The 21,781-nt window shown below is 70.0% G+C and carries 18 protein-coding genes; 7 read left to right on the plus strand and 11 right to left on the minus strand.

The window, feature by feature from the left end:
* Window positions 1–3: 3 nt before the first annotated feature.
* From ACZ56E_RS31065 to ACZ56E_RS31075, 3 genes are all read right to left on the minus strand, one after another.
* Window positions 4–879 carry a major capsid protein gene (locus tag ACZ56E_RS31065; protein ID WP_471219210.1) on the minus strand — a complete coding sequence of 292 codons (876 nt, stop codon included), beginning with the start codon at window positions 877–879 and terminating at the stop codon, window positions 4–6.
* Window positions 880–881: 2 nt separating this feature from the next.
* The gene (locus ACZ56E_RS31070; protein WP_471219212.1) at window positions 882–1,124 is read right to left on the minus strand and encodes a hypothetical protein; all 243 of its coding nucleotides are present in this window, start codon (window positions 1,122–1,124) and stop codon (window positions 882–884) included.
* Window positions 1,125–2,587: 1,463 nt separating this feature from the next.
* Window positions 2,588–4,309: a recombinase family protein gene (locus ACZ56E_RS31075; protein WP_471219214.1), complete on the minus strand. Its 1,722-nt coding sequence runs from the start codon at window positions 4,307–4,309 to the stop codon at window positions 2,588–2,590.
* Between the two features lie 116 nt (window positions 4,310–4,425).
* Between ACZ56E_RS31075 and ACZ56E_RS31080 the strand changes: the two genes are divergently transcribed.
* The 4 genes from ACZ56E_RS31080 (at window position 4,426) to ACZ56E_RS31095 (ending at window position 7,944) form a co-directional block, all read left to right on the plus strand.
* Complete coding sequence (locus ACZ56E_RS31080) at window positions 4,426–5,133, plus strand: DsbA family oxidoreductase (RefSeq protein WP_471219216.1); 708 nt, start codon at window positions 4,426–4,428, stop codon at window positions 5,131–5,133.
* 22 nt (window positions 5,134–5,155) lie between these two features.
* Window positions 5,156–6,211, plus strand: coding sequence for an aminotransferase class V-fold PLP-dependent enzyme (locus ACZ56E_RS31085; RefSeq protein ID WP_471219219.1), 1,056 nt, complete (start codon window positions 5,156–5,158; stop codon window positions 6,209–6,211).
* Window positions 6,212–6,277: 66 nt separating this feature from the next.
* The gene (locus ACZ56E_RS31090; protein ID WP_471219354.1) at window positions 6,278–6,922 is read left to right on the plus strand and encodes an RNA polymerase sigma factor; all 645 of its coding nucleotides are present in this window, start codon (window positions 6,278–6,280) and stop codon (window positions 6,920–6,922) included.
* A complete protein-coding gene (locus tag ACZ56E_RS31095; protein WP_471219221.1) occupies window positions 6,919–7,944 on the plus strand; it encodes a maleylpyruvate isomerase family mycothiol-dependent enzyme in 1,026 nt (341 codons plus the stop codon). The genes ACZ56E_RS31090 and ACZ56E_RS31095 overlap by 4 nt, the downstream gene beginning before the upstream one ends.
* A gap of 686 nt (window positions 7,945–8,630) precedes the next feature.
* On the opposite strand, the gene ACZ56E_RS31100 is transcribed toward ACZ56E_RS31095, so the two are convergent.
* A complete protein-coding gene (locus ACZ56E_RS31100) occupies window positions 8,631–9,152 on the minus strand; it encodes a MarR family winged helix-turn-helix transcriptional regulator (RefSeq protein ID WP_471219223.1) in 522 nt (173 codons plus the stop codon).
* 117 nt (window positions 9,153–9,269) lie between these two features.
* Here ACZ56E_RS31100 and ACZ56E_RS31105 point away from each other — a divergent pair, with 117 nt between their 5' ends.
* The gene (locus tag ACZ56E_RS31105; RefSeq protein ID WP_471219225.1) at window positions 9,270–10,331 is read left to right on the plus strand and encodes an alkene reductase; all 1,062 of its coding nucleotides are present in this window, start codon (window positions 9,270–9,272) and stop codon (window positions 10,329–10,331) included.
* An 82-nt stretch (window positions 10,332–10,413) separates the two neighbouring features.
* On the opposite strand, the gene thpD is transcribed toward ACZ56E_RS31105, so the two are convergent.
* The 6 genes from thpD to ACZ56E_RS31135 form a co-directional block, all read right to left on the minus strand.
* Window positions 10,414–11,313 (minus strand): ectoine hydroxylase, encoded by a 900-nt coding sequence (gene thpD, locus ACZ56E_RS31110; protein ID WP_468609465.1) that lies wholly within the window; start codon window positions 11,311–11,313, stop codon window positions 10,414–10,416.
* Window positions 11,314–11,365: 52 nt separating this feature from the next.
* Window positions 11,366–11,770 (minus strand): ectoine synthase, encoded by a 405-nt coding sequence (locus tag ACZ56E_RS31115; RefSeq protein ID WP_125511962.1) that lies wholly within the window; start codon window positions 11,768–11,770, stop codon window positions 11,366–11,368.
* Between the two features lie 52 nt (window positions 11,771–11,822).
* Entirely contained in the window at window positions 11,823–13,094 is a 1,272-nt protein-coding gene (gene ectB / locus ACZ56E_RS31120; protein WP_398307664.1) for a diaminobutyrate--2-oxoglutarate transaminase, read from the minus strand.
* A gap of 94 nt (window positions 13,095–13,188) precedes the next feature.
* Entirely contained in the window at window positions 13,189–13,740 is a 552-nt protein-coding gene (gene ectA / locus ACZ56E_RS31125) for a diaminobutyrate acetyltransferase (protein WP_471219227.1), read from the minus strand.
* Between the two features lie 353 nt (window positions 13,741–14,093).
* Window positions 14,094–14,618 carry a DinB family protein gene (locus tag ACZ56E_RS31130; protein ID WP_471219229.1) on the minus strand — a complete coding sequence of 175 codons (525 nt, stop codon included), beginning with the start codon at window positions 14,616–14,618 and terminating at the stop codon, window positions 14,094–14,096.
* Between the two features lie 85 nt (window positions 14,619–14,703).
* Complete coding sequence (locus tag ACZ56E_RS31135; protein WP_471219355.1) at window positions 14,704–15,804, minus strand: pyridoxal-phosphate-dependent aminotransferase family protein; 1,101 nt, start codon at window positions 15,802–15,804, stop codon at window positions 14,704–14,706.
* A 142-nt stretch (window positions 15,805–15,946) separates the two neighbouring features.
* Here ACZ56E_RS31135 and ACZ56E_RS31140 point away from each other — a divergent pair, with 142 nt between their 5' ends.
* Window positions 15,947–17,044 (plus strand): amidohydrolase family protein, encoded by a 1,098-nt coding sequence (locus ACZ56E_RS31140; RefSeq protein WP_398307670.1) that lies wholly within the window; start codon window positions 15,947–15,949, stop codon window positions 17,042–17,044.
* A 266-nt stretch (window positions 17,045–17,310) separates the two neighbouring features.
* Window positions 17,311–18,252 carry an SCO1860 family LAETG-anchored protein gene (locus ACZ56E_RS31145; RefSeq protein WP_471219231.1) on the plus strand — a complete coding sequence of 314 codons (942 nt, stop codon included), beginning with the start codon at window positions 17,311–17,313 and terminating at the stop codon, window positions 18,250–18,252.
* A 40-nt stretch (window positions 18,253–18,292) separates the two neighbouring features.
* Here the strand turns inward: ACZ56E_RS31145 and ACZ56E_RS31150 are convergent, their stop codons facing one another.
* Window positions 18,293–21,721: a HelD family protein gene (locus ACZ56E_RS31150; RefSeq protein ID WP_471219234.1), complete on the minus strand. Its 3,429-nt coding sequence runs from the start codon at window positions 21,719–21,721 to the stop codon at window positions 18,293–18,295.
* Between the last annotated feature and the right edge of the window lie 60 nt (window positions 21,722–21,781).

Consider the following 21,781-nt stretch of genomic DNA (forward strand, 5'->3'; position numbering starts at 1 on the left):
CCCTTACGCTCCGGCCGTCGCCAGCTTGAGGCCGATGGCGCGCTGTGCATCTAGAACCGTCGCGCCCACGAACGCTTCAACGACGCTCATCTCCGTACGGGTCTCCCCGTTGAAGGACACGAACCAAGTCATCGCATATCCCTGGCCGTCATCGTCCGTTGCCGATGCACCGGAAACCGATTCAGGCTTAGCAGGTGCCTTAATGGCCGCCGCGAACGCCTCACGGGTCATCGCGACAGCGCCATCCTTGATGAATGGCGACATGTAAACGTCGAACCCGTGCAAGCGACCCACAATTGCGTCCCGGAGTGCGGACGGGGAACCGGCCGAATCGACGTTGGACAGGTTGGGGTCCATGAGTAGCGCGCGCTTAACGTTCGGGCTCACCACCAGTGCGCGCGACTTAGCGCCCACCTTGCGGGAGTCAAGGATTTCGCCCGCCTTGGTAATCGCGTCACGGGGGTTGGCCGGATCAATCGTCAGCGTGGCAGCGGTAATAACCGGCTGCATCACGGTCCCGATCTCTGCCTCAATCATCTCCGCGACACCGGCAACCTGGGGCATGAGAACCTGCGCGCTGAAGTTCTCCACCTCTAGTGTCATGTCCTTAGCTGTCAGCTCTAGCGGCTGCATTGCGTGAGTGTTGAGCTTGACGGGAACCGTCTGCTCATTCAGCGGCGTACTGATAGCCGAGGTGGAGCCGGTGAACTTGGACGCCTGGAGAATGCGCGGAACGCGGACACTCACCGTGTCGCCCCGCCCGCCGATGAAATCGGACTCGGCGTCACGGAACACGAGACGACCTAGAACCAGCTCGGCCTTGAGTAGCGAAGCAGCGTTCTTGGCAACGACGTGACTTACGGCGAAGATGTTGGCCATTCTCAGACCTCCTCAGAAAGAACGGTGTTGATCGGGTGAGTCTTTCGGTAATCGGTCACGATGTTGAGCACAGCGATAAGGCCGTGAATCGATTCGCGCACGTCGTCGGCGGTTACCAGGCCATCGCAAAGCATCTCAACCGCGAATAGACGGTGAGCGTCGAGAACGGCGTAGGGGTCGGCCACGGCACCCGTGCGGTACTGGTTAAAGGCGAACTGCGCATCAGCCTTGAGGTCAGGAGACATAGTGAATTCCAATCAAAAGAGGACGCCCCCTAGCAGTCGAAATGACCGCCAGGGGGCGCAGAGGGAGAGGTCGAACTTTTCCGCTATCCGACAGGCCGGTTAACCACTCCCGGCCCGTATACGTAAGTAGCCGTCTACGCGGTCTTGGCGCGGTTGCGTCGTGCCCAATCCCGCTTACGGGCGCGCTCTCGCTCGACCTTGCAGCCGTCGCATATCTGCGGCCAGCGGCGAGACGAGACAGCGGGGCGAGTCACGCTGAACTCACGTGCGCACTCAAGGCAGTTGCCCATAAAGCGCTTCTGCCCGTGGCTCATCTCCACCCAACCGGCGGCCGTCGCCCATGACTTGGATATGGCAAGCGTCTGGGAGCGCTGCCGGACAGCGAGCCTCAGAAGGCGCTCAGCGCCCGCGTGAAGCTCCCACAGGGGCCGCCAAGGGTCATCCATCGCGTCACGCAGCGAACGGGCCGCAGAAGCCCGTACAGCGACCTCGGGGAACGGCTGCGGTATGTCAGCCTCACGACCCCGCGCACGATGCAACTCGGTCTCGGCCTCGGCGGTCAGGTCCCGAACGACGAATCCGGACTCCGCGATAGCGGCACGGGCCGACGTGGCCGACGGGTCATATTCGATGCCTAGCAGCGAAGCGGCGGCAGCCCAATCGTGGGCGCGGTGTAGAGACAAGAGAAACCCCCAAATGAGAAAACCCCCAGATTCCAGCCGGCTGGGGGGTAGTGGTTCGGATATTTGCGTCATCAGCGGGGCGTGTGTCGAGTGCTGTTCTTGAGGTCAACTTTCGGTCCCCTTGGAGTTTCCACGAGGTGACCTATTTCTATGTCGAGAATCAACACTCAACACAAAGAGAGAAAATCACTCCCCTCCCCGCTGTTCCTTTTCCCGCTTCTTTCGGTAGGCGGCCCGGTCGCGGCAACTCCGCCCGCAGTACGCGGCTGGACGGCCGGTGCCCTTGTACTCGATGGGGTTACGGCAGCTAGGCAGCGCGCATTCCTGCCCTGTGAGGACGGATTCCGCGATTTGCAGGGCGACTGTCACGTGATGATGTACGAGGGTGAGAGACCTAGCAGGGGTGCGCCTGCTATCCGGGTCTAGCCCGAAGTTCCCTTCCGTCTCGGCTGCGCGTAGGGCAGTGAGCAATTCAGTGAAGTTTGGTATTTCCATGAATTCTGTCTCCGTGTATCCGGTGCAACCCGCTTGGTGGGGTCCGTGTATCTGGTGTTAGTCGGCCTTGGCTACTCGTTCAGGTCCGCGTATCCGGTGCAACCTCTTGTGGGTGTGCGGCGTATCCGGTGAAACGAAGGCAGCAAAAAGGCCCGCCAGCGCCGACGGGCCCTCTCCTTCTACGAGTGCGCCGGTAAAGAGCCGCTGTGTGCCTGCGCGTGGGCATGAGAAAGCCCCGGCGGGGGGAAATCCCTCGCCGGGGCTCTCGATGGCTCTCAGGCGGCCCTACAGGGGCTTGCTGGCCGCTCGATCCTCTGCCTTCCTGCGCTGCCTACAGACCTTCACGAACTCAATCCCCGTGTCGATCGCTGTCAGCGCTTCCGGGTCCTTGGCGTCGCGCCAATCCACTACTAGCCGGTCAAGAATCGGGGTCCGGTCGCCTCGGTACTTGGCCGGTGCCAGCGTGATTCCCCTCGGGCCCAGCGTGGAGGCCAAAAGAGCGCGCTGTCCGCCGATGCCAGCGTTGACCCACAGTGTTGTAAGCGCCTCGGGGTCCATCAGCGGGGAAAGGTCCGCCTCGACAGAGAGAATGGCTAGCTCCTCCTTTAGTGCCTCAATCTGTGTGTTGAGTTGCCGCCAAAGGTATTCGTAGTCAGCCTCAGTCATGCGGCCAAGAACGAACCGTTCCTTCTTGAGGGACATTTCGCGACCGACCGCGTTTTCAAGTGCGGCGGCGACCTCGGCCTTACGTGCCTCTTTCTCGGGGTCCTTGTAGGAAAGCCAGTCCTTGGCGATTGCGTGCAGCGTGTCAGACTCGGGGGAGAGGGAGAGAACGTGATTGATCCACAGCGTTTCAACCGCAGCATCCGCGCGCTTACGGTCGGTCGAGACTCCCACGCAAACAGTCGGTCCCTCGTTCTGCCGGATGGAACAGCGGTAGTTGATTCCGCCGTTGGCTACTCCGGCACAGCAGTGAGGGCATCGCATAGCCCCGGAGAGCAGCGCGACGGTTTCCCGCTTGCCCCGGGTGCGGTCCCCGATGCTAGTCCCCTTCTGTGCGCGGCTGGCAAGAATGGCATTGATTTTGACGTGTTCCGCGAACGTGATAACGCCCTCGCCGCAGGAGACCGGGAATCCCTTCTTGTTGAGCAAAGGCTTACCGCCACGGTGGTATTTGCCGTTCCATCGCCCCTTGTCGTCCAAGATCCTGTCGCGCTGTGCCACGAGCCCCGCCCACGTGACAGCGTGAGCAAGGGCGATGATCCCGGTTGCCTGCCAGTTCTTACCCGTGCGGGTTTTCAGTCCCTCACTGTTCAGTTTGTTGGCAATCCAGTTGGGTGTTTTCCGGTCGAGGAGGTATACGGCGATTCGCCGCGCGAGAGGGTATTCCTTGGGGTTGCGGACCAGCCGCTTTCCGGCAGACATGAGGCCGAATGGTGCGACTCCACCCGTCCAACCTCCCTCGGCCTTATGGGCATCCATTCCCAGTTTCACGAACTCGGCGAGGTCTGAGACCTGTTCGCGTGCCTGTTCGCTGAGAATGGCGAGGAGCATACGGTTTCGGCGGGAGTCGATTCCCTCAGCGACCACGAGAATGCAGGCGGCCATTTCATCGAACGCGTCCAGCAGTAGACCGACCTGGCCCATACCTCGGCGGGAGAGTCGCGAGGTCTTGAAGACAAGCAGAGTCTTGGACAGAGCCAATTCCACGATTGCCGCACATGCCTTTTCGAACTCCTCGCGCCGCACATAGGACTTTGAGGCCGAACGCTGCTCGAACCATACGTGGCGAACAGCAAGTCCCTTGTCGCGTGACGCATTCGCCATGCGCCGGACCTGCTCCTTGAGCGCGCTGAGAGAGTCCTTTTTCTTGCTCCGCCGTACGTACATCTCGGCCAGGAATTCGGGGGCTATGCCCACCGGTGGAAGCCAAAGCCCAAGCTCTTTCAGTTCGTCATCATCGAACCCGAGAGCCTTGAGGGCGGGGTAGTCGTCTCGCTGCGTCATGGATCGTCCGTTCGCCGAAGGTTGCCGCTCCGGCGTGGGGGGCTCTACCGGTGTTCAGAGAGGGAGCCGGTAAAGCGAGAACCGAGGAAATCGGTGAAACCCCAGGTCAGAGCGGTATGGCTTCGTTGGTCCATGGCTGCCCCTGGTGCTATGTGGGCAAGGCCCGCTTCGAGAAGGCCCTCGCCGCCTTCCCGCACCGCGACGGCGTCGAGGTCGTGCACCGCTCCTTCGAGCTGGACCCCGGCCGCGCCAAGGGCGACACCGGCCTCGTGCTGCCGATGCTCATGGGCAAGTACGGCATGACCGAGGAGCAGGCCCGCGAGGGCGAGAGGCGGCTCGGGGAGAACGCGGCCGCCGAAGGCCTCGACTACCGCACCGAGGGCCGCGACCACGGCAACACCTTCGACATGCACCGCCTCCTGCACTTCGCCAAGGAGCAGGGCAGGCAGGACGAGCTGATCGGACTGCTGTACCGCGGGAACTTCGCCGAGGAGCGGTCCGTCTTCACGGACGACGAGCGCGTCGTCGAGCTCGCCGTCGAGGCGGGCCTGGACGAGGGAGAGGCGCGCGCCGTCCTCGCCGACCCCGAGCGGTACGCCGACGAGGTGCGCGCCGACGAGCGCGAGGCCGCCGAACTGGGCGCGAACGGCGTGCCGTTCTTCGTCCTCGACCGCAAGTACGGCATCTCCGGCGCCCAGCCCGCCGAGGTCTTCACCCAGGCCCTGGAGCAGGCGTGGGGCGAGCGCCCGCCGCTCACCACCCTGGCGCAGGCCGACGGCGGCGACGCGTGCGGACCTGACGGATGCGCGGTTCCGCAGGCCTGAGGCGCCGCATAGGTTGATCCCCATGGAGTCCCTGGGGATCAACAACGGCACCGAATTCGCTCCCACGTCGACCTACCTGAACACCGCGAGCTGCGGCCTGCTGCCCCGCCGCGCCGTCGAGGCGGTGTGCGCGCTCGCCGCCGAGAACGGCGCGGGGCGGCCGGGCGGCGCGGGTGACTTCGAGGTGGTGGACGAGGCGCGCGCCGCCTTCGCCCGGCTCGTCGGGGTCCCGGACGGCCGCGTCGCGACCGGCGGGTCCGTCGCGGTGCACGCGGGGCTGATCGCCGCCTCCCTGCCGTCCGGCGCCGAAGTCCTCGCTCCCGAGGGCGAGTTCGCGTCCATCGTGAACCCCTTCGTGCTGCGCGGCGACCTCAAGATGCGGTACGCGCCGCTGGACGGGCTCGCCGCGGCCGTCACCCCGACGACCGCGCTCGTCTCGTTCTCCGCCGTCCAGTCGGCCGACGGCCGCACCGCCGACCTGTCCGCGGTCTGCGAGGCGGCGGCCGCCCACGGCGCGCGCACCCTCGTCGACGCGACGCAGGCGGCGGGCTGGCTGCCGTTCGACGCGGGCGCGTACGACTACACCGTGACCGGCGCCTTCAAGTGGCTGCTGTGCCCGCGCGGCGTGTCGTTCCTGACGGTGCGGGAAGAGGCGCAGGAGTCCCTGCCACCGCTGCACGGCGGCTGGCTCGCGGCGGCCGACACCTGGAACTCCACCTACGGGCCGCTCGCCCAACTCGCCCCGGACGCCCGCAGGTTCGACGAACCCGCCGCCTTCCTCGCCTACCACGGGGCCGCCGCCGCGCTCACCCTCGTCGAGGAGACGGGGATCGACGCGATCCACGCCCACGACACGGCACTCGCCGCCCGCTACCGCGCCGGACTCGCCGCACTGGGCCACACCCCCGTGCCCGGCCGCTCGCCCATCGTCTCGGTGCCAGGACTCGCCGACCGTGCCCCCGGACTGACCCGCGCCGGCATCCTCACCTCGGCGCGGGCGGGGCACCTGCGCACCGCGTTCCACCTGTACAACACCGAGGCGGACGTGGACCGGATCCTCGACGTGCTGTCGGGCTGAGGCCTGGCGCGGCGGGCCGCGGGGCGCCAGGCTTGGCGGTACTACGTGGTCGCGCGGCCGCGCGAGGTGGTGGTGCCGGTGGAGCCGTCCTTCGAGAGGCCGGGCACGTCCGAACCGCCGCCCGGCCCCGGCCCCGGCCGCCCGCCCGCCGACGCCGCACTGCACCGGCGCCTCGTCCACGGCGATGAGGCGGCCCTCGCCGAGGTCCACGCCGCGTACGGCGTGCTCGTGCAGCGCGTGGCGATCCGTGTCACCCGCGACCGCGCCGCCGCGGAGGATGTGGCGCAGGAGGTCTTCGCCCAGCTGTGGACCAGGCCGTACGCGTTCGACGCGCGCCGCGGGAGCCTGCGCGGCTGGCTCTCGATGCTCGCCCACCGGCGCGCCGTGGACTGGGTGCGCGGCGAGGAACGGCACCGCAAGGCTGCCCACGCCGACGAGACGGCCATGCAGCCGGCCCCCGCGGCCGGGCCCGCCCCGGACGAGGCGATCCTGGAACAGGAGCGCTCGCTGCTCCTGCACTCCGCCCTCGCCCGGCTCCCGCTGCCCCAGCGGCAGGTGGTGCATCTCGCCTACTTCGCGGGCCGCACCTACCGGCAGGCCGCCGTCGAACTCGGCATCCCCGAAGGCACCGCGAAGACCCGCCTGCGAACGGCCCTCCGCACCCTGGCCGAGACCCTCGCGGACCCGCCCCCGCGAGGTGAACACCCTTGACCGGCCACCACGAAGCGGTACGCGAACTCCTGGGCGCCTGGGCCGTGGACGCCCTCATGCCGGGCGACGAGGCCGCCGTCGCCCGGCACCTGCGGGAGTGCGCGCCCTGTGCCGCGGAGGCCGCGCGGCTGCGCGCCACGGTGCGGCACCTGGACGGGCCCGCCCTGCCCGACCCGGTGCCGGACGAGACCCCCGTACGGCACGGGCTCTCCCTCGCCCTGCGGAGCCGCGCCCCCGCCCTGCGCACCGCCCCGCACGCCGCGCCCTACGCCGCCGCCGTCGCCGGGCTCCAGGCGCTCCTCGCGGAGTTGGACGAGCGGGCCGCCTGGGGGACACCGGTCGTGCACGACTGGGACGTCCACGACACCGTCGCCCACCTCATCGCCGCCGACGAGCCGCTCGCCCGGCATCTGGGCCTGCCCCCGCGCGAGCCCGTCCCGCGCGCGCCGGACGGCAGGCCGTGGCGCGCCGCGGGGGAGGCGCGCACCCGTGAGGTGATCCGCCGCGAACGCACCCGTACGCCCGCGCAGACCGTCTCCGCGTGGCGGGCCCAGGCCGCCGGGCTGCTCGCCTCCCGGGCCGCCCACGACCCCGAACTCGCCGCCCGCGCCACGGTGCTCGCCGGGGTGCGGCTGCCCGTCGCCGACCACTTCCTGTCCCGCGCCTTCGAAACCTGGGTGCACGCCGACGACATCGGCGTCGCCCTCGACCGCGCCGTGCCCCCGCCGCCCTCCCCGCACCTCTGGCAGCTGGTCCGACTCGCCGTCCGCATCCTCGGCCCGGCCTACGGCCCCCAGTCCCCACCCGTCGCCCTGACCATCACCGGGGACGGCGGCGAGACGGAGTGGATCCTGGGCAACTCCGACGACCCGATCCGCGCCGAACTGGTCCTGCACCCCATCGACTTCTGCCTCCTCATAGCCGGCCGCCGCCCCCCACCCCACCTCCCACACGGCACATCAGGCGACCCCGCCACAATCCACCACATCCTGACGAGAGCAGCTTCGCTGGCTTGGCTGTAACCCCGAGGCGAGTACTGGTGCGGCCGCGCCCCGCCAGAGTCGCGGGGAACTGCGCGCCCAGCCCCCACCGCCCCGCGGCCGGCCCTGAGACGGCAGGCCCTACGGCGCGGCGCCGGGGGTGGCTCCGGTGTGGCGGTGGCTGCGGTGTGGCAGGGGGCGAGTCGCGCCCCGTCAGGGGCGCGGGGAACTGCGCGCTCAACCCCCACCGGCCCGCAGCCGGCCTTGAGGCGGCAGACCCCACGGCGCGGCTCCGCTACGGCGCTGGCTGCGACCTGGCGGCGAGGGTGGGTCGTGCCCCCTCAGGGGCGCGGGGAACTGCGCGGCCAGCCCTCACCGGCCCGCGGCCGCCCTGAGGCGGCAGACCCCACGGCGCGGCGCCGGAGGTAGCTCCGGTGTGGCGGTGGTTACGGTGTGGCGGGGGTCGGGTCGTGCCCCGTCAGGGGCGCGGGGAACTGCGCGCTCAGCCCCCACCGGCCCGCAGCCGGCCTTGAGGCGGCAGGCCCCACGGCGCGGCTCCGCTACGGCGCTGGCTGCGACCGGGCGGCGAGGGTGGGTCGTGCCCCGTAAGGGGCGCGGGGAACTGCGCGGCCAGCCCCCACCGGCCCGCGGGAGACCCCACGATCCGGCCCGGTCAGGACGGGTGAGCCCAGCCCACCCTTGCCGGACGCCCCGGATATCGGGCGGGGCTAGCCCCGCCCCCTGCGCTCCGGGCACTCCTCCGTCTCCTTGCAGAGATTCGCCTCCACCTTGGAGAGCAAGCGAAGCAACTCCGCGCACTCCGCCTCCTCCAGCCCCCCCAGCGTGTGCCCCTCCAGCTCACCCCACGCCCGCTCCACCTGCGCAAGCAGCCCGCAGCTCGCCGCGCTCGCCTCGACGAGCACGGCCCGGCGGTCGGCGGGATCGGGGCGCCGCCGGACATGCCCCGCCTGCTCCAGGCGCTGCAGCATCTTCGTGACCGTCGACGGATCGAGGTCGACCGCCTTGATCAGCTCGGACTGCCGCACCGGACCCGCCTCCCACAGGTGCATCATCACGAACTCCTGCCCGGGGTAGAGCCCGAGCCCCTTGAGGGCCTTCCCCGCGGCGATGCGGTGCAGCCGGGCCACCCGGCTGACGGCGAGACTGACGGGCCCCGCGTCGGCGACGCCCGATGCCCCGGGCGTACAGACGGGGTCGGCCGAGGGGGCCTGCACGGTGTCGGCCTTCATCACGAGCTCCTGTTGTAGACGTCTTCGAAAACTTTACCTTGGTCGGCCAATAAATGGGCTACAGTGGCACTCGCCGCGAATGATTGGCCGACCACATAAACCACCCCGGGAGCTCCGATGACCACCGCATTCGACCCGATCGACCTGTCCGGCACCCAGCTCGCCAACCGCATCGCCATGGCCCCCATGACCCGCAGCCGCGCCGGTGAAGGCGGTGTCGCCACCGAGCTGACCGCCGAGTACTACGCCCAGCGCGCCTCCGCCGGCCTGATCATCACCGAGGGCATCCAGCCTTCTGTGGTCGGCCAGGGATATCCGGACACCCCGGGCCTGCACTCCACCGAGCAGGTCGCCGCCTGGCGCAAGGTGACCGACGCCGTGCACACGGCGGGCGGCACGATCTTCGCCCAGCTCATGCACACCGGCCGCGTCGGCCACCCCGTCCTGCTGCCCGACGGCCTGACCAACGTCGCCCCGTCACCCGTCGCAGCCGCGGGGCAGGTCTACACCGCCGAGGGCCCCAAGGACTTCATCACCCCGCGCGAACTGACCGGCGCCGAGATCCGCGCCACCATCGACGACTTCGTCACCGCCGCGCGCAACGCGATCGACGCGGGCTTCGACGGCGTCGAACTGCACGGCGCCAACGGCTATCTGATCCACCAGTTCCTCGCCCCCGGCTCCAACCGCCGCACCGACGAGTGGGGCGGCCCGGTCGAGAACCGCATCCGGTTCGCCGTCGAGGTCGCCTCGGCCGTCGCCGCCGAGATCGGCGCCGCCCGCACCGGCTTCCGCGTCTCGCCCGGCAACCCCTTCAACGACATCTCCGAGCCCGACCCGGAGCCGACGTACACCGCCCTGGCGAAGGAACTCGCCGCGCTCGACCTCGCGTATCTGCACGTCGCGGAGGTGGGCGACGTCCGCGACCTCTCCGTACGGCTGCGCAAGGACTTCGGCGGCACGTTCCTCCTGAACCCGCACACCGAAGGCCCCACCGGCCACGACGCGCTCGCCCTGATCGAGGACGGCACCACGGACCTCGTCACGTTCGGCGCGCTCTTCCTCGCCAACCCCGACCTGCCGGCCCGCCTGAGGACCGCCGGTCCGTACAACACCCCGGACCGGACCACCTTCTACGGCGGCGCCGAGAAGGGCTACACCGACTACCTGCCGCTGTAAGGCGTACGGCACAAGGCGCACGCGCAGCGAGCCGGCCCGGTACCCACGGGGGGTACCGGGCCGGCTCGTCGTCAGCGGCGGGTCACTTCACCGGCGTGAAGTCCCGCGCCCCGATGTACTCGGGCCGGCGCACCGGCGCCGAGAACGGCTCCACCGCCGTGTTCTCCACGCTGTTGAACACGATGAAGACGTTGCTGCGCGGATACGGGGTGATGTTGTCCCCCGAACCGTGCATGGCGTTGCAGTCGAACCACGTCGCCGAACCGGCCTCGCCCGTGAACAGGCGGATGCCGTGGTCGGACGCGAGGTGCGTGAGCGTCTCGTTCGACGGGATGCCCGCGTCCTGCATCTGCAGCGACCGCTTGTAGTTGTCCTTCGGCGTGGCGCCCGCGCAGCCGAGGAACGTCTTGTGCGACCCCGGCATGATCATGAGACCGCCGTTGGTGTCGTGGTTCTTCGTCAGCGCGATGGACACCGAGACGGTCCGCATGTTCGGCAGGCCGTCCTCCGCGTGCCAGGTCTCGAAGTCCGAGTGCCAGTAGAACCCCGAGGCACCGAAGCCCGGCTTCACATTGATCCGGGACTGGTGGACGTACACGTCCGAGCCGAGGATCTGCCGGGCCCTGCCGACGACCCGCGGGTCCGCCGCCAGCTTGCCGAAGAGCTCACTGATCTTGTGCACCTCGAAGATCGACCGGATCTCCTGGGAGCGCGGCTCGACGATGGAGCGCTCGTTCGCGCGCATCGCCGGGTCGTTCATCAGCCGCTCCAACTCGGCGTGGTACACGGCCACTTCGTCCGGGGTGATCAACTGGTCGATCGCCAGGAAACCGTCCCGCTCGAACCCCGCCAGGTCCCCGGGCGTGATCGGCCCTGCCGCACCCGGCTCGGACCACACCACGGGGTCCTTGCGTTCGATGAGCACCTCTTCGGCGCCTCGGGTCGGGTACAGGTCGCTGGTGCGTTCGGGTGCGGTGGTCATGGTGTTGCCTGCCTCTCCTCTCGTACGGCCCTGTTCGGGATGTAGGTCGTGGTCAGACCGGGTCCGGCTCCGTGAGCAGCGGGTACACGCCGTTCTCGTCGTGGTCCTCACGACCGGTGACGGGCGGGTTGAAGACACACAGGCAGTGGAAGTCCTCCTTGATCCGCATGGTGTGCTTCTCGTGCCCGTCGAGCAGGTACATGGTGCCCGGCGTGATCGTGTACTTCTCGCCGGTCGTGTCGTCGGTCAGCTCGGCCTCGCCCTTGGTGCAGACGACGGCCTCGATGTGGTTCGCGTACCACATCGACGTCTCCGTACCCGCGTACAGGATGGTCTCGTGCAGCGAGAAGCCGACGCGCTCCTTGGCGAGCACGATGCGCTTGCTCTCCCAGGTGCCCGAGGCGGCCTTCACATGGCGGTCGGTGCCTTCAATGTCCTTGAACGAACGGACGATCACGGTGAGTTGGTTCCTTTTCTCTTACGGTGCCGGGGCTCGGTAGCGCGCTCGCTCAGGCGGTCTCGCGGACCGCGCGGGCCAGCGTGCGCAGCCCCTCGTCCAGCTCGTCGGGGGTGATCGTCAGCGCCGGGAGGAGCTTGACGACCTCGCCCTCGGGGCCGGAGGTCTCGATGAGCAGGCCCAGTTCGAAGGCCCGCTTCGCCACGGCGCTCGCCCGGTCCTTGTCCAGGAACTCGATGCCCCAGACCAGACCGCGGCCGCGGAACTCCTTGATCTCGGCGCGGTTCTCGTCGACGATCGCGGTCAGCGCCTGCTCGACCTGCTCGCCGCGGGCGCGGGTCTGCTTCTCCATCGCCGGGCCGTCGGTCCAGTAGGCCTCGAGCGCGGCGGCGGCCGTCACGAACGCCGGGTTGTTGCCGCGGAACGTGCCGTTGTGCTCACCCGGCTCCCACACGTCGAGCTCCGGCTTGAACATGCAGAGCGACATCGGGAGGCCGTAACCGCTGATCGACTTCGACACGGTGACGATGTCCGGCGTGATGCCCGCCTCCTCGAAGGAGAAGAAGGCACCGGTGCGGCCGCAGCCCATCTGGATGTCGTCGACGATCAGGAGCATGTCCCAGCGCTCGCACACGTCGGCGAGCTTGCGCAGCCACTCGGCGCGGGCGACGTTGATGCCGCCCTCGCCCTGCACCGTCTCGACGATGACGGCGGCGGGCTGGTTGAGGCCGGAGCCCTGGTCCTCAAGGAGCCGCTCGAACCAGATGAAGTCGGGGGTCTGACCGTCGAGGTAGTTGTCGAACGGCATCGGCGTGCCGTGCACCAGCGGAATGCCGGCGCCCGCCCGCTTGAAGGCGTTGCCGGTCACGGCGAGCGAGCCGAGCGACATGCCGTGGAAGGCGTTCGTGAACGACACGATCGACTCGCGGCCCTTGACCTTGCGGGCCAGCTTCAGCGCCGACTCCACGGCGTTGGTGCCCGTCGGGCCCGGGAACATGACCTTGTACGGCAGGTCGCGCGGGCGCAGGATGATGTTCTGGAACGACTCAAGGAACGCGCGCTTCGCGGTCGTCGACATGTCGAGACCGTGCGTGACGCCGTCGCGCTCCAGGTAGTCGATGAGTGCGCGTTTCAGCACCGGGTTGTTGTGGCCGTAGTTGAGCGAACCGGCGCCGGCGAAGAAGTCGAGGTACTCGTGGCCGTCCTCGTCGTACATGCGGCTGCCCTGCGCGCGGTCGAAGACCGTAGGCCAACCGCGGCAGTAGCTGCGCACCTCCGACTCCAGGGTCTCGAAGACGCTCAGGTCGGGCTGGGTGATGGTCACAGCAGATCTCCTGGGAGATGGAAAGACGTGGGAGGTGGGGGGAGTTGCGGGTGGTGCGTGTCGCCGGGCGAACACGTGGGGGAGGCGAGGGGGCTCAGTAGCCGAGTGGACCGATGCGGTACAGGACCTCGGGCTCGTGCCCGCCGTCGGGGAACAGTCCCGCGTCGAACAGGACCGTCCGCTCCAGGGACGCGCCGTGGCGTGCCGCGTAGGAGGTGAAGAGCCGTTCGGACGCGGTGTTCCCGGGCGTGATGGTCGTCTCGACCGCGGTCAGCGCGCGTCCGGCGGCGACCTTCGAGGTGAGCCCGTCGAGCAGGGCGCCGGCCAGACCGCGGCCGCGCTGCGCGTGGTCGACGGCGACCTGCCACACCACCAGGGTGTTCGGCCGCTCCGGCCGGATGTACCCGGTGATGAAGCCGACCGGCTCCCCGGCGGCGTCCCGGGCCACGACGGACGTGGCGGCGAAGTCGCGGCACCAGAGCAGATAGCTGTACGACGAGTTGAGGTCGAGCACCTTGGAGTCGCGGGCGATCCGCCAGATCGTGGCGCCGTCGGCGACCACGGGACTGTCGAGACGCAACCCCTCCGGCATTTTCAGGAATTTCGCTTGCAGGTCGGTCGGTAGATCGGCTTGTGCAGCGGTCATGCGGATTGAATTTACCGAGCAATTTCTGGAATTGCATCGGGGGAAGGGGTTACATGAGAGCGCTTCATGTGTTATCACGCGTGGGCGTGCGCCCGCATGAGACGCCGCCGCTTTAGGGGGGTTTGGTCCGGATTTAATACGCAAAACGGACGCGTTGTGGAGTACGTCACACACCCGTAACCCCGTGGTGACGCGCCCGAATTACGCCGATTGGTACTGTCGAAACCTTAGTGTTTAGGTCTCCGGAAAGCGGGCAGAAGAATACGGGAAGCTGTGCTTGTCGAGTTTATAAATAATTCGTGAGAACGCACGCGGGAATTCAAAGAGAGCACCAAAGGAGCGGAGGCTTGGATTCACGATCCGGCGACCCCGTCGATGCGCTCCCTGAGGAGATCGGCGTGGCCGTTGTGCCGGGCGTACTCCTCGATGAGATGGACGAGGATCCAGCGCAGGCTGACGACGTCCTCGCCGCCCATGACGGCTGCCTCTTCCGCGCCGAGCCGCCCCGTGTCGTCGAGCGAGCGCCCCGCGCAGAGCTCCCGGGCCACGGCGACCTCGCGCTCCCACACTGCGAGCACCTCGGCGAACGTCCTGGACCGGTCCAGGACGAAACCACTGCGATCCCCGTAGAGCGGCTCCACGTCACGCTGCGCGAACACCCGCTGGAACCAGTTCCGTTCGACCTCGGCGAGGTGCTGCACGAGGCCGAACAGCGAGAGCGAGGACGGCTCGACGGAGGTGCGCAGCGCCTGCTCGTCGTCCAGCCCCGCGCACTTCAGCGCGAGGGTGGCGCGGTGGATGTCGAGCCAACTCGCCAGCATGGTGGGCTCGTCGGCGGTCAGGGGCGGGATGCGGCGGCCGTCCGGGAGCGTGGTCATGGGATGCACGGTGCCATGGGGTGCGTGCGTTTGGCCATGGGGCGGCGGACGGCCGCGGGCGGGGTTCCGTATGGGGCGGGAAGCGTCAGCTCCAGGCGTCCGTCACCGCGCGCCGGGCCCCCTCCAGGTCGACCACAAGGCCGCTCTCGGCCATCGCGGCACCCAGGGCGGCGACACAGGCGTGCACCACACCGCGGGTCGCCTCCGGGCCGTAGTGGTTGACCCGGACCATCTCCTTGGCCAGCGCCCCGCCGCCGGCGATCAGCGGAAGCGCCGGGTCCGCGGCGAGCGCCCTGGCCACCAGCTCCGAGGCGTCGACACCGGGCGGCGTACGCAGGGTGGTGGCGACCGGCGCCGCGTCCACGGCCTCGCGCACATACGGCTCCAGGCCTCCGCCGAGCGCGAGGGCACCGGCGCGGGTGGCGACCGCGGCGGTGGCGTGCCGCGCCATCAGGGCGTCGAGGCCCTCCGACTCGATGCGCTCCACACACGCCTCCAGAGCGAGCATCTCCAGCTGGGCCGGCGCGTGCAGCAGCGCCTTCCTGCCGCCGTCGATCCAGCGCTCCTTCCAGTCCAGGAGGGAGAGGTAGGAGCGGCGCGGCGCCTGCGGGTTGGCGGCGATGCGCTGCCAGGCCCGCTCGCTCACGGACACCGCGGAGACCCCCGCGGGACCGCCCATCGCCTTCTGCGCGCCGATCACGCACAGGTCCACGCCCCACGCGTCCGGAAGCAGCGGCTCGGCGGCCACCGAGGCGACCGCGTCCAGCATGAACAGCGCGCCGTGCTCGCGCACGACCTCGCCGATCTCCGCGACCGGGTTGGTGTTGCCGGTCGCCGCCTCGGCGTGCACCAGCGAGACGAAGTCGATCTCCGGGTGCTCGGCGAAGGCCCGCCGCACCTGCTCGGCCGTGACGGCGGTGTGGAACGGCACGGCGAGGTCGACGACCGTCGCGCCGCAGTCCCGCAGCCAGTTCCCGAAGGTCTGGCCGTACGGCCCGGTGATGATGTTCAGCGCGGTCGTGCCCGGCCGCGCGGCGCCGCGGATGCAGCCCTCCAGGGGCAGCAACGCCTCGCCCTGCATGATCACGACGTCCTGTTCGGTGTCGAGCAGGCGGGCCACCCGCGCCTCGATGGCGGCGAACTGCTCGGCGCTCAGCGGCGCCAGGTCCAGAAAGGGGTGCGTCACAGTACTGCTCACGTCAGTGCTCACTTCGCTCACGAGTTCGTTCGGGCTGCGGCACCGAGCGTACCGACCGGTCCCGCGTGGGGCGTTCCGAGTGCCCTGTCCGCCCTGTACCACTCGTCCGGGGCCCTCCTAAGCTGCTGGCATGAGCGATCACGCGGTGCTGCACGTGAAGGGGCGGGTGCTCGTCGGACCCGATGACGTACGGGACGAGCTGTGGGTGGTCGGGGGGCGGGTGACGTACGACCGGCCCGTCGGGACGGCGGCGGACGACGTCCGTACGGTCGAGGGCTGGACACTGCCCGGCCTGGTCGACGCGCACTGCCACGTCGGCCTCGACGCGCACGGACCCGTCGACGCGGACACCGCCGAGAAGCAGGCCCTCACCGACCGCGAGATCGGCGCCCTCCTGCTGCGCGACGCGGGCTCGCCCTCGGACACCCGCTGGATCGACGACCGCGAGGACCTCCCCAAGATCATCCGAGCGGGCCGCCACATCGCGCGCACGCGCCGCTACATCCGCAACTACGCCCACGAGATCGAGCCCGAGGACCTCGTCGAGTACGTCGCCGGGGAGGCGCGGCGCGGCGACGGCTGGGTCAAGCTCGTCGGCGACTGGATCGACCGCGAGGTCGGCGACCTGACGGCGTGCTGGCCCCGCGAGGCGGTGGAGGCGGCGATCGCTGAGGCGCACCGGCTCGGCGCCCGCGTCACGGCCCACTGCTTCGCCGAGGACTCCCTGCGCGATCTGGTCGAGGCGGGCATCGACTGCATCGAGCACGCCACCGGCCTGACCGAGGAGACCATCCCGCTCTTCGCCGAGCGCGGCGTCGCGATCGTTCCCACGCTCGTCAACATCGCCACGTTCCCGGACCTCGCCGCGGGCGGCGAGGCGAAGTTCCCGCGCTGGTCGGGGCATATGCGACGGCTGTACGAGCGGCGCTACGACACCGTGCGCGCGGCATACGACGCGGGCGTCCCGGTCTACGCGGGCACCGATGCCGGCGGCTCCCTGGCCCACGGTCTGGTGGCCGCGGAGATCGTCGAGCTGACCCGCGCGGGCATCCCGGCGGTCGACGCGCTCTCCGCGACGACGTGGGGCGCACGGGAGTGGCTGGGGCGCCCGGGGCTCGCGGAGGGCGCGCCGGCGGACCTCGTGGTGTACGAGGCGGATCCGCGGGCGGACGTGCGGGTGCTCGGGGCGCCGCGGAGGGTGGTGCTGAACGGGAGAGTGGTGGGCTGACCATGGGCGACCTGCCACCCACTGCCCGGGGCGGGCTGGTGCCGGGGTGACGCAGGGGAACGTGCGTGCCGGGAGATTCGAATACAGAGGCGGAAACCTCCCGTTGGAGTGAACTCACGCCTGGTTGCTGACCGTTCACTCTAAGTGCGTAAAGATTCCCGCGTCGTCCCCCGTCCCAGCGGGACGACGCCATCGGCGCGCACGTGATGTCCCCATGTGGCGTGCGCCGCCGGTGGCCCACTTCCTCTTGTGGGGGTTCCACCACCTTGAACAGCAACACCTTCCGCACGCCTGCCCGCCGCCTCTCCGTCGTCGCCGTCACCACCGCGCTCGCCGCCGGGCCCGCGGCGCTTGCCGGCGCGGGATCCGCACAGGCCACGGGCGGCGACAGTCACCGGGGCGGGCACGCCGACGCCGTCGTGCTGCGCACCGGCCTGAACATCTCGCTCCTCAACAAGACCCTGAACGTCCCGCTCAAGGTCGCCCTGAACGAGGTGCAGGCGCCCGCGAGCGCCGAGAAGACCACGCTCACCGCCCAGTTGGACGGCGTCGACGGCGGGCGCCCCTTCAGCGTGCTGCGCGCCGACGTGGCCACGGCGAAGGCGACCGTGCGGGGCGGCACGGCGGAGGGGTACAGCAACGTCGCGCGGGCCAAGATGCACGTACCTGGACTGCCGCTGCTCTCCCTCGTCGAGGTCGAGAAGGTCACGTCGAAGGCGGTCTGCGCGGCGGGGAAGAAGCCGGTCGCCGAATCGAATCTGCTGGGCGGTGTGACCGTGCTCGGCAAGAAGGTGACGCTGACGGCGCGGGGGACGACCGAGGTGAAGGTGCCGGGGGTCGGCGAGGTGCGACTCGACCTGTCCAGGACCCGCACGACATCACGGACCGCCGCGGCCTCCGCCCTGGAACTCACGGTCTCCGTGAACCCCCTGAAACTGAACGTCGCGGAGGTCACGGGCACGGTGCGGCTGGCCGGAGCCGGGTGCGAGACGCCGACGAGCACACCGCCGAAGGAGACCGAGGAGCAGCCGCAGGAGAAGCCGCAGGGCGAGCCGGGCGAGCGGGTGGAACCCACGAAGCCCAAAACGGAGGCGAACCTCGCGGAGACGGGCGGCAGTTCGATGACGCCGTATGTGGCGGGCGGGGCCGTGGTGCTGCTGATGGTGGGCGGCGGGGCAGTGGCGCTCGCCCGCCGCGCACGGGGCTGATTCCGGCCTCAGCGCCCCCGCTCACCCCGGGGTGAACCGCTCACCCCGGGGTGCCGAAGGCAGTGTCCGCGTGCTCGCCGCCCCAGCCGGCCGGGGTGCGCCAGATGACGTCGACATGGAAGACGTCGCGGATCGTGTCCGCGGACCAGTCCTCGGCAGGCGGTTCGGGGAGAACCAGATAGAGACCGTCGGCCGGCGCGGGCAGCGTGTGGTTGATCTCGAGCAGCCGGGTCGCGCCCGAGCGCAGGTCCGCGTAGGCGGAGCAGCCCGCGCCCAGGGCCTCGTAGAGGAAGAGACCGTGCTGGGTGACGCAGCTGACGTCGACGACCGCTGAGTCGGCCGGCTGGAGGTCCGCCCACAGAAGTGATGCCTTCAGCGCGTGCCGGACCGCTTCGTGCTTCTTGCACGCGCGGTCGGTGCCGGCGGCGGTCTCCAGCGCGCGGAGGAAGCCGTCCTTCGCGGTGGCGACCGGGGGTGCGGCTGTGTCCGCAGTGGTCATCTGTACGTCTTCTCTCTGATCGTGATCCGGATCGTGATCGTGGTCGGGAGCGGGAGCGGGATCGGGTTGCGTCGGGGTGACGACGGGAACGGCGCTGCTCGGGTCCGGGTCCGAGTCCGGGCTCGCATTCGGGTCCGGGCTCGGCGCCGGGGCGAAGCGCTCCTGGAGCTCTCGCCGCGCTTCGGCGAGGGGCTGTGCCCAGCCGGACTCCGCCAGCCCCGCTGCCAGCCGGCCCGCGTCGAAAGTCCCCTCCTTGAGCGCGCGGTTGGCCGTCGCCGCGAGATCGCGCAGGGCTCCGAGCCGTTCTCGGTCCGGATCGCCGAACAGGTGGAGCACACTGACCCAGTCGGCCTGGTCACGGCGGAGGACGCGGTTGGCCATGCCCTGGAGTTCGGAGAGACGGCTGCGGGCGTCGACGACGTCGCCGTCGCTGTCGGCCAGTTCGCCGAGCACGTCCAGTGCCGCGAGGTAGCGTCCCGCCATCCGCTCCGAGATGGGCGACCGGCCGCGCTGGTCGGCGGTGAGCACCGTCTGGGTCGTCTCGTTGGCGAACACCCAGCAGTCCAGCACCTCACCGCGCAGCGGGGGCACGGACCCATGGCGGACGGTGAGGACGAGCGGCCGGTCGAGCGCCGGCGACAACGGCTTGGCCTTGTAGCGACCGCCAGGGGCCCGGCCCACGACCTGGACCCGGACGTCGGTGCCGATCCGGGGAAGCCGTCCGGCTTCGCCGCCCTCGTGCCGGGCGCCGGGGACAGCCGGTGCCGGGGTGTCCTCGGCGGCGGTGAGCGCCGTCGGCAGCGGGGCGGTGTGCAGGACGGTCAGGCTCTGGGTGCTGCGGGTGAGGGCCACGTACAGCTGGCGCAGCCCTGCGGGACCGCGGCCGGCGATCGCGGCCGGTTCGACGACCAGGACGTGGTCGTACTCCATGCCCTTGACCTGAGCCGCGGCCAGCACGGACACGGCCGCACGGTGCTGCTCGCCGATGTCGCCGTCCTCGGCGATCCTGCGAGTGACGGCGTCCGGCAGGTCCGAGTCGTCGGGGACGATGACGGCGACGGAGCGGGGCGTGCTGCCGTCACTGGTGCCCGTGAGCCGGACCGCGTGGGCGACGGTGTCGTCGAGCAGCTTCCCCGGCTCGGTCGCCACGGTCCGTACCGCGTCGGCTCCCGCCTCCCTGACGGCCCGCGGGTAGGGCAGCGTCGGAGCGATCGTCCGGGCCAGCGGGGCGACGAACTCCATGATCTCGGCGGGGACGCGGTAGCTGGTGGTGAGCTCGGCCACGCTCCAGTCGCCGTGGTCGGAGAGCAGGGCGCCGAGCAGGTCCCAGCTCGTCGGGGTGTGGACGCCCGTCGCCTGCGCGAGGTCGCCCAGGACCGTCATGGAGCCGCCCGCGGCACAGCGCCGCCGCAGGGAGCGGGCCTGCATGGGCGTCAGGTCCTGCGCCTCGTCGACGACGATGTGGCCGTACCGCGGTGGGCCGTCACCGGTGATCAGCACCCGGAGCTCTTCGAGGCAGACCTGGTCGTCGAGGGTCCACGGATCGGCGTCGGCGCTGGTGGCGCGGGCCCGCAGCAGGGCCGTCCGCTCGTCCTCGTCGAGGATGCCGTCGGCGCACTCCCGCAGGAGGTCGGCCGAGTCGTAGAGGCCGCGCAGGGCCTCCCGGGGGCCGGGGGACGGCCAGACGCGTTCGACGAGGCGCTCGACCCGGCGGTTGCGTTCCAGGTCGCGGCGGATCGTGCCGGTCTGCCCGCGGCGCGGCGCGATGTCGGCGAGCTCCTGGAGAAGCCGGTCGACGAAGAGGCCGCGGAAGCGGTCGCGACGCTCCCGGAAGGGCCCGTCGCCGCTGTGGGCCCGGTCGAGGAGGTCGAGGACCTCGGACTTCGGCACGCGCAGGGTCGTACTGCCGGCGGTGACGACGATCCCTGGCTCGTCGCCCTCGAAGGAGGGGGCGGTGGTGAGGGCGTCGAGCGCCTCCGGGCGGTAGTCGCTCTCCACCCGGCGCCGCAACACGTCCGCCATGCGTTGGTCCGACTTCACCAGGCGCGCCTCCGGCGAGTCGGTGCCGAGGATCTCGCCCTCCCACAGGCGGTCCAGCTGGACGGCGTTGACATCCCGGGTGCCGAGGGTGGGGAGGACCTGCCCCACATAGTCGAGGAACCGCTGGTGGGGGCCGATGACGAGGATGTCCTGAGCTTTGAAGTGCTCGTTGTTGACGAGCCAGGTCACCCGGTGGAGACCGACCGCCGACTTGCCGGTGCCGGGGCCGCCCTGCACGACGAGGATGTCCGAGGGCGAGCCGGTGACCAGCTTCATCTGGTCACGGCGGATGGTCTCGACGATGTCCCGCATCCGGCCGCCGCGCGAACGCTGCAGCTCCCGCAGCAGGAACTCGTCCGGCTGGAGCACCTTCCGCCGCCGGCGTCGTACGACGTCTCCGGGGGTGGGGGCCGGCACAGGGGCGGGCTCCGGTGCAGGGGCGGGCTCGGGCACGGCCGCGGGTGCGGGAGCGGATGCGGGAGTGGCTGTCGACAGGGAGATGTCGTCGAAGTAGCTCTCGACGATCCGCTGTGCGCAGCGGAGTTGGCGGCGCAGGACCACCTCGCCCGGGTCCTCCGGCCGGGTCTCCAGCCACCTCTTCGCCAGGGGGCTGGTCCACAGCAGGACCACCGGCTCGTGCGAGGCGTCGTGCACTCCGCGGCGTCCGATGTACCAGGGCCGGGGGTCTCCTCCCGGGTCCTCCGGCGCGTCGACGCGGGAGAAGACCAGGGCCTCGCCGTTGAGCCCTCCGTAGGCCTCCGCGCGCGCCTGCGCCTCGGCACGGTTGGCGATCCCGTCCTTGCCGCTCGCCGACGCGGTGGCGGCCGAGGTGCCGCCCAGCTCGGCCAGCTTCATGGCGTAGCAGTCGTACGCGTGATTCACCGCCCGCTGCTCGCCCGTGAGGATCTCGTCCCGAGTGGTGGTGCTCATATATGTCCTCCCTGCGGTGCCGGGGGACACCGCCACGGGCATGTGCCCGTACCCCGCTGA

The organism is Streptomyces sp. NPDC039480 (genome assembly GCF_055597165.1).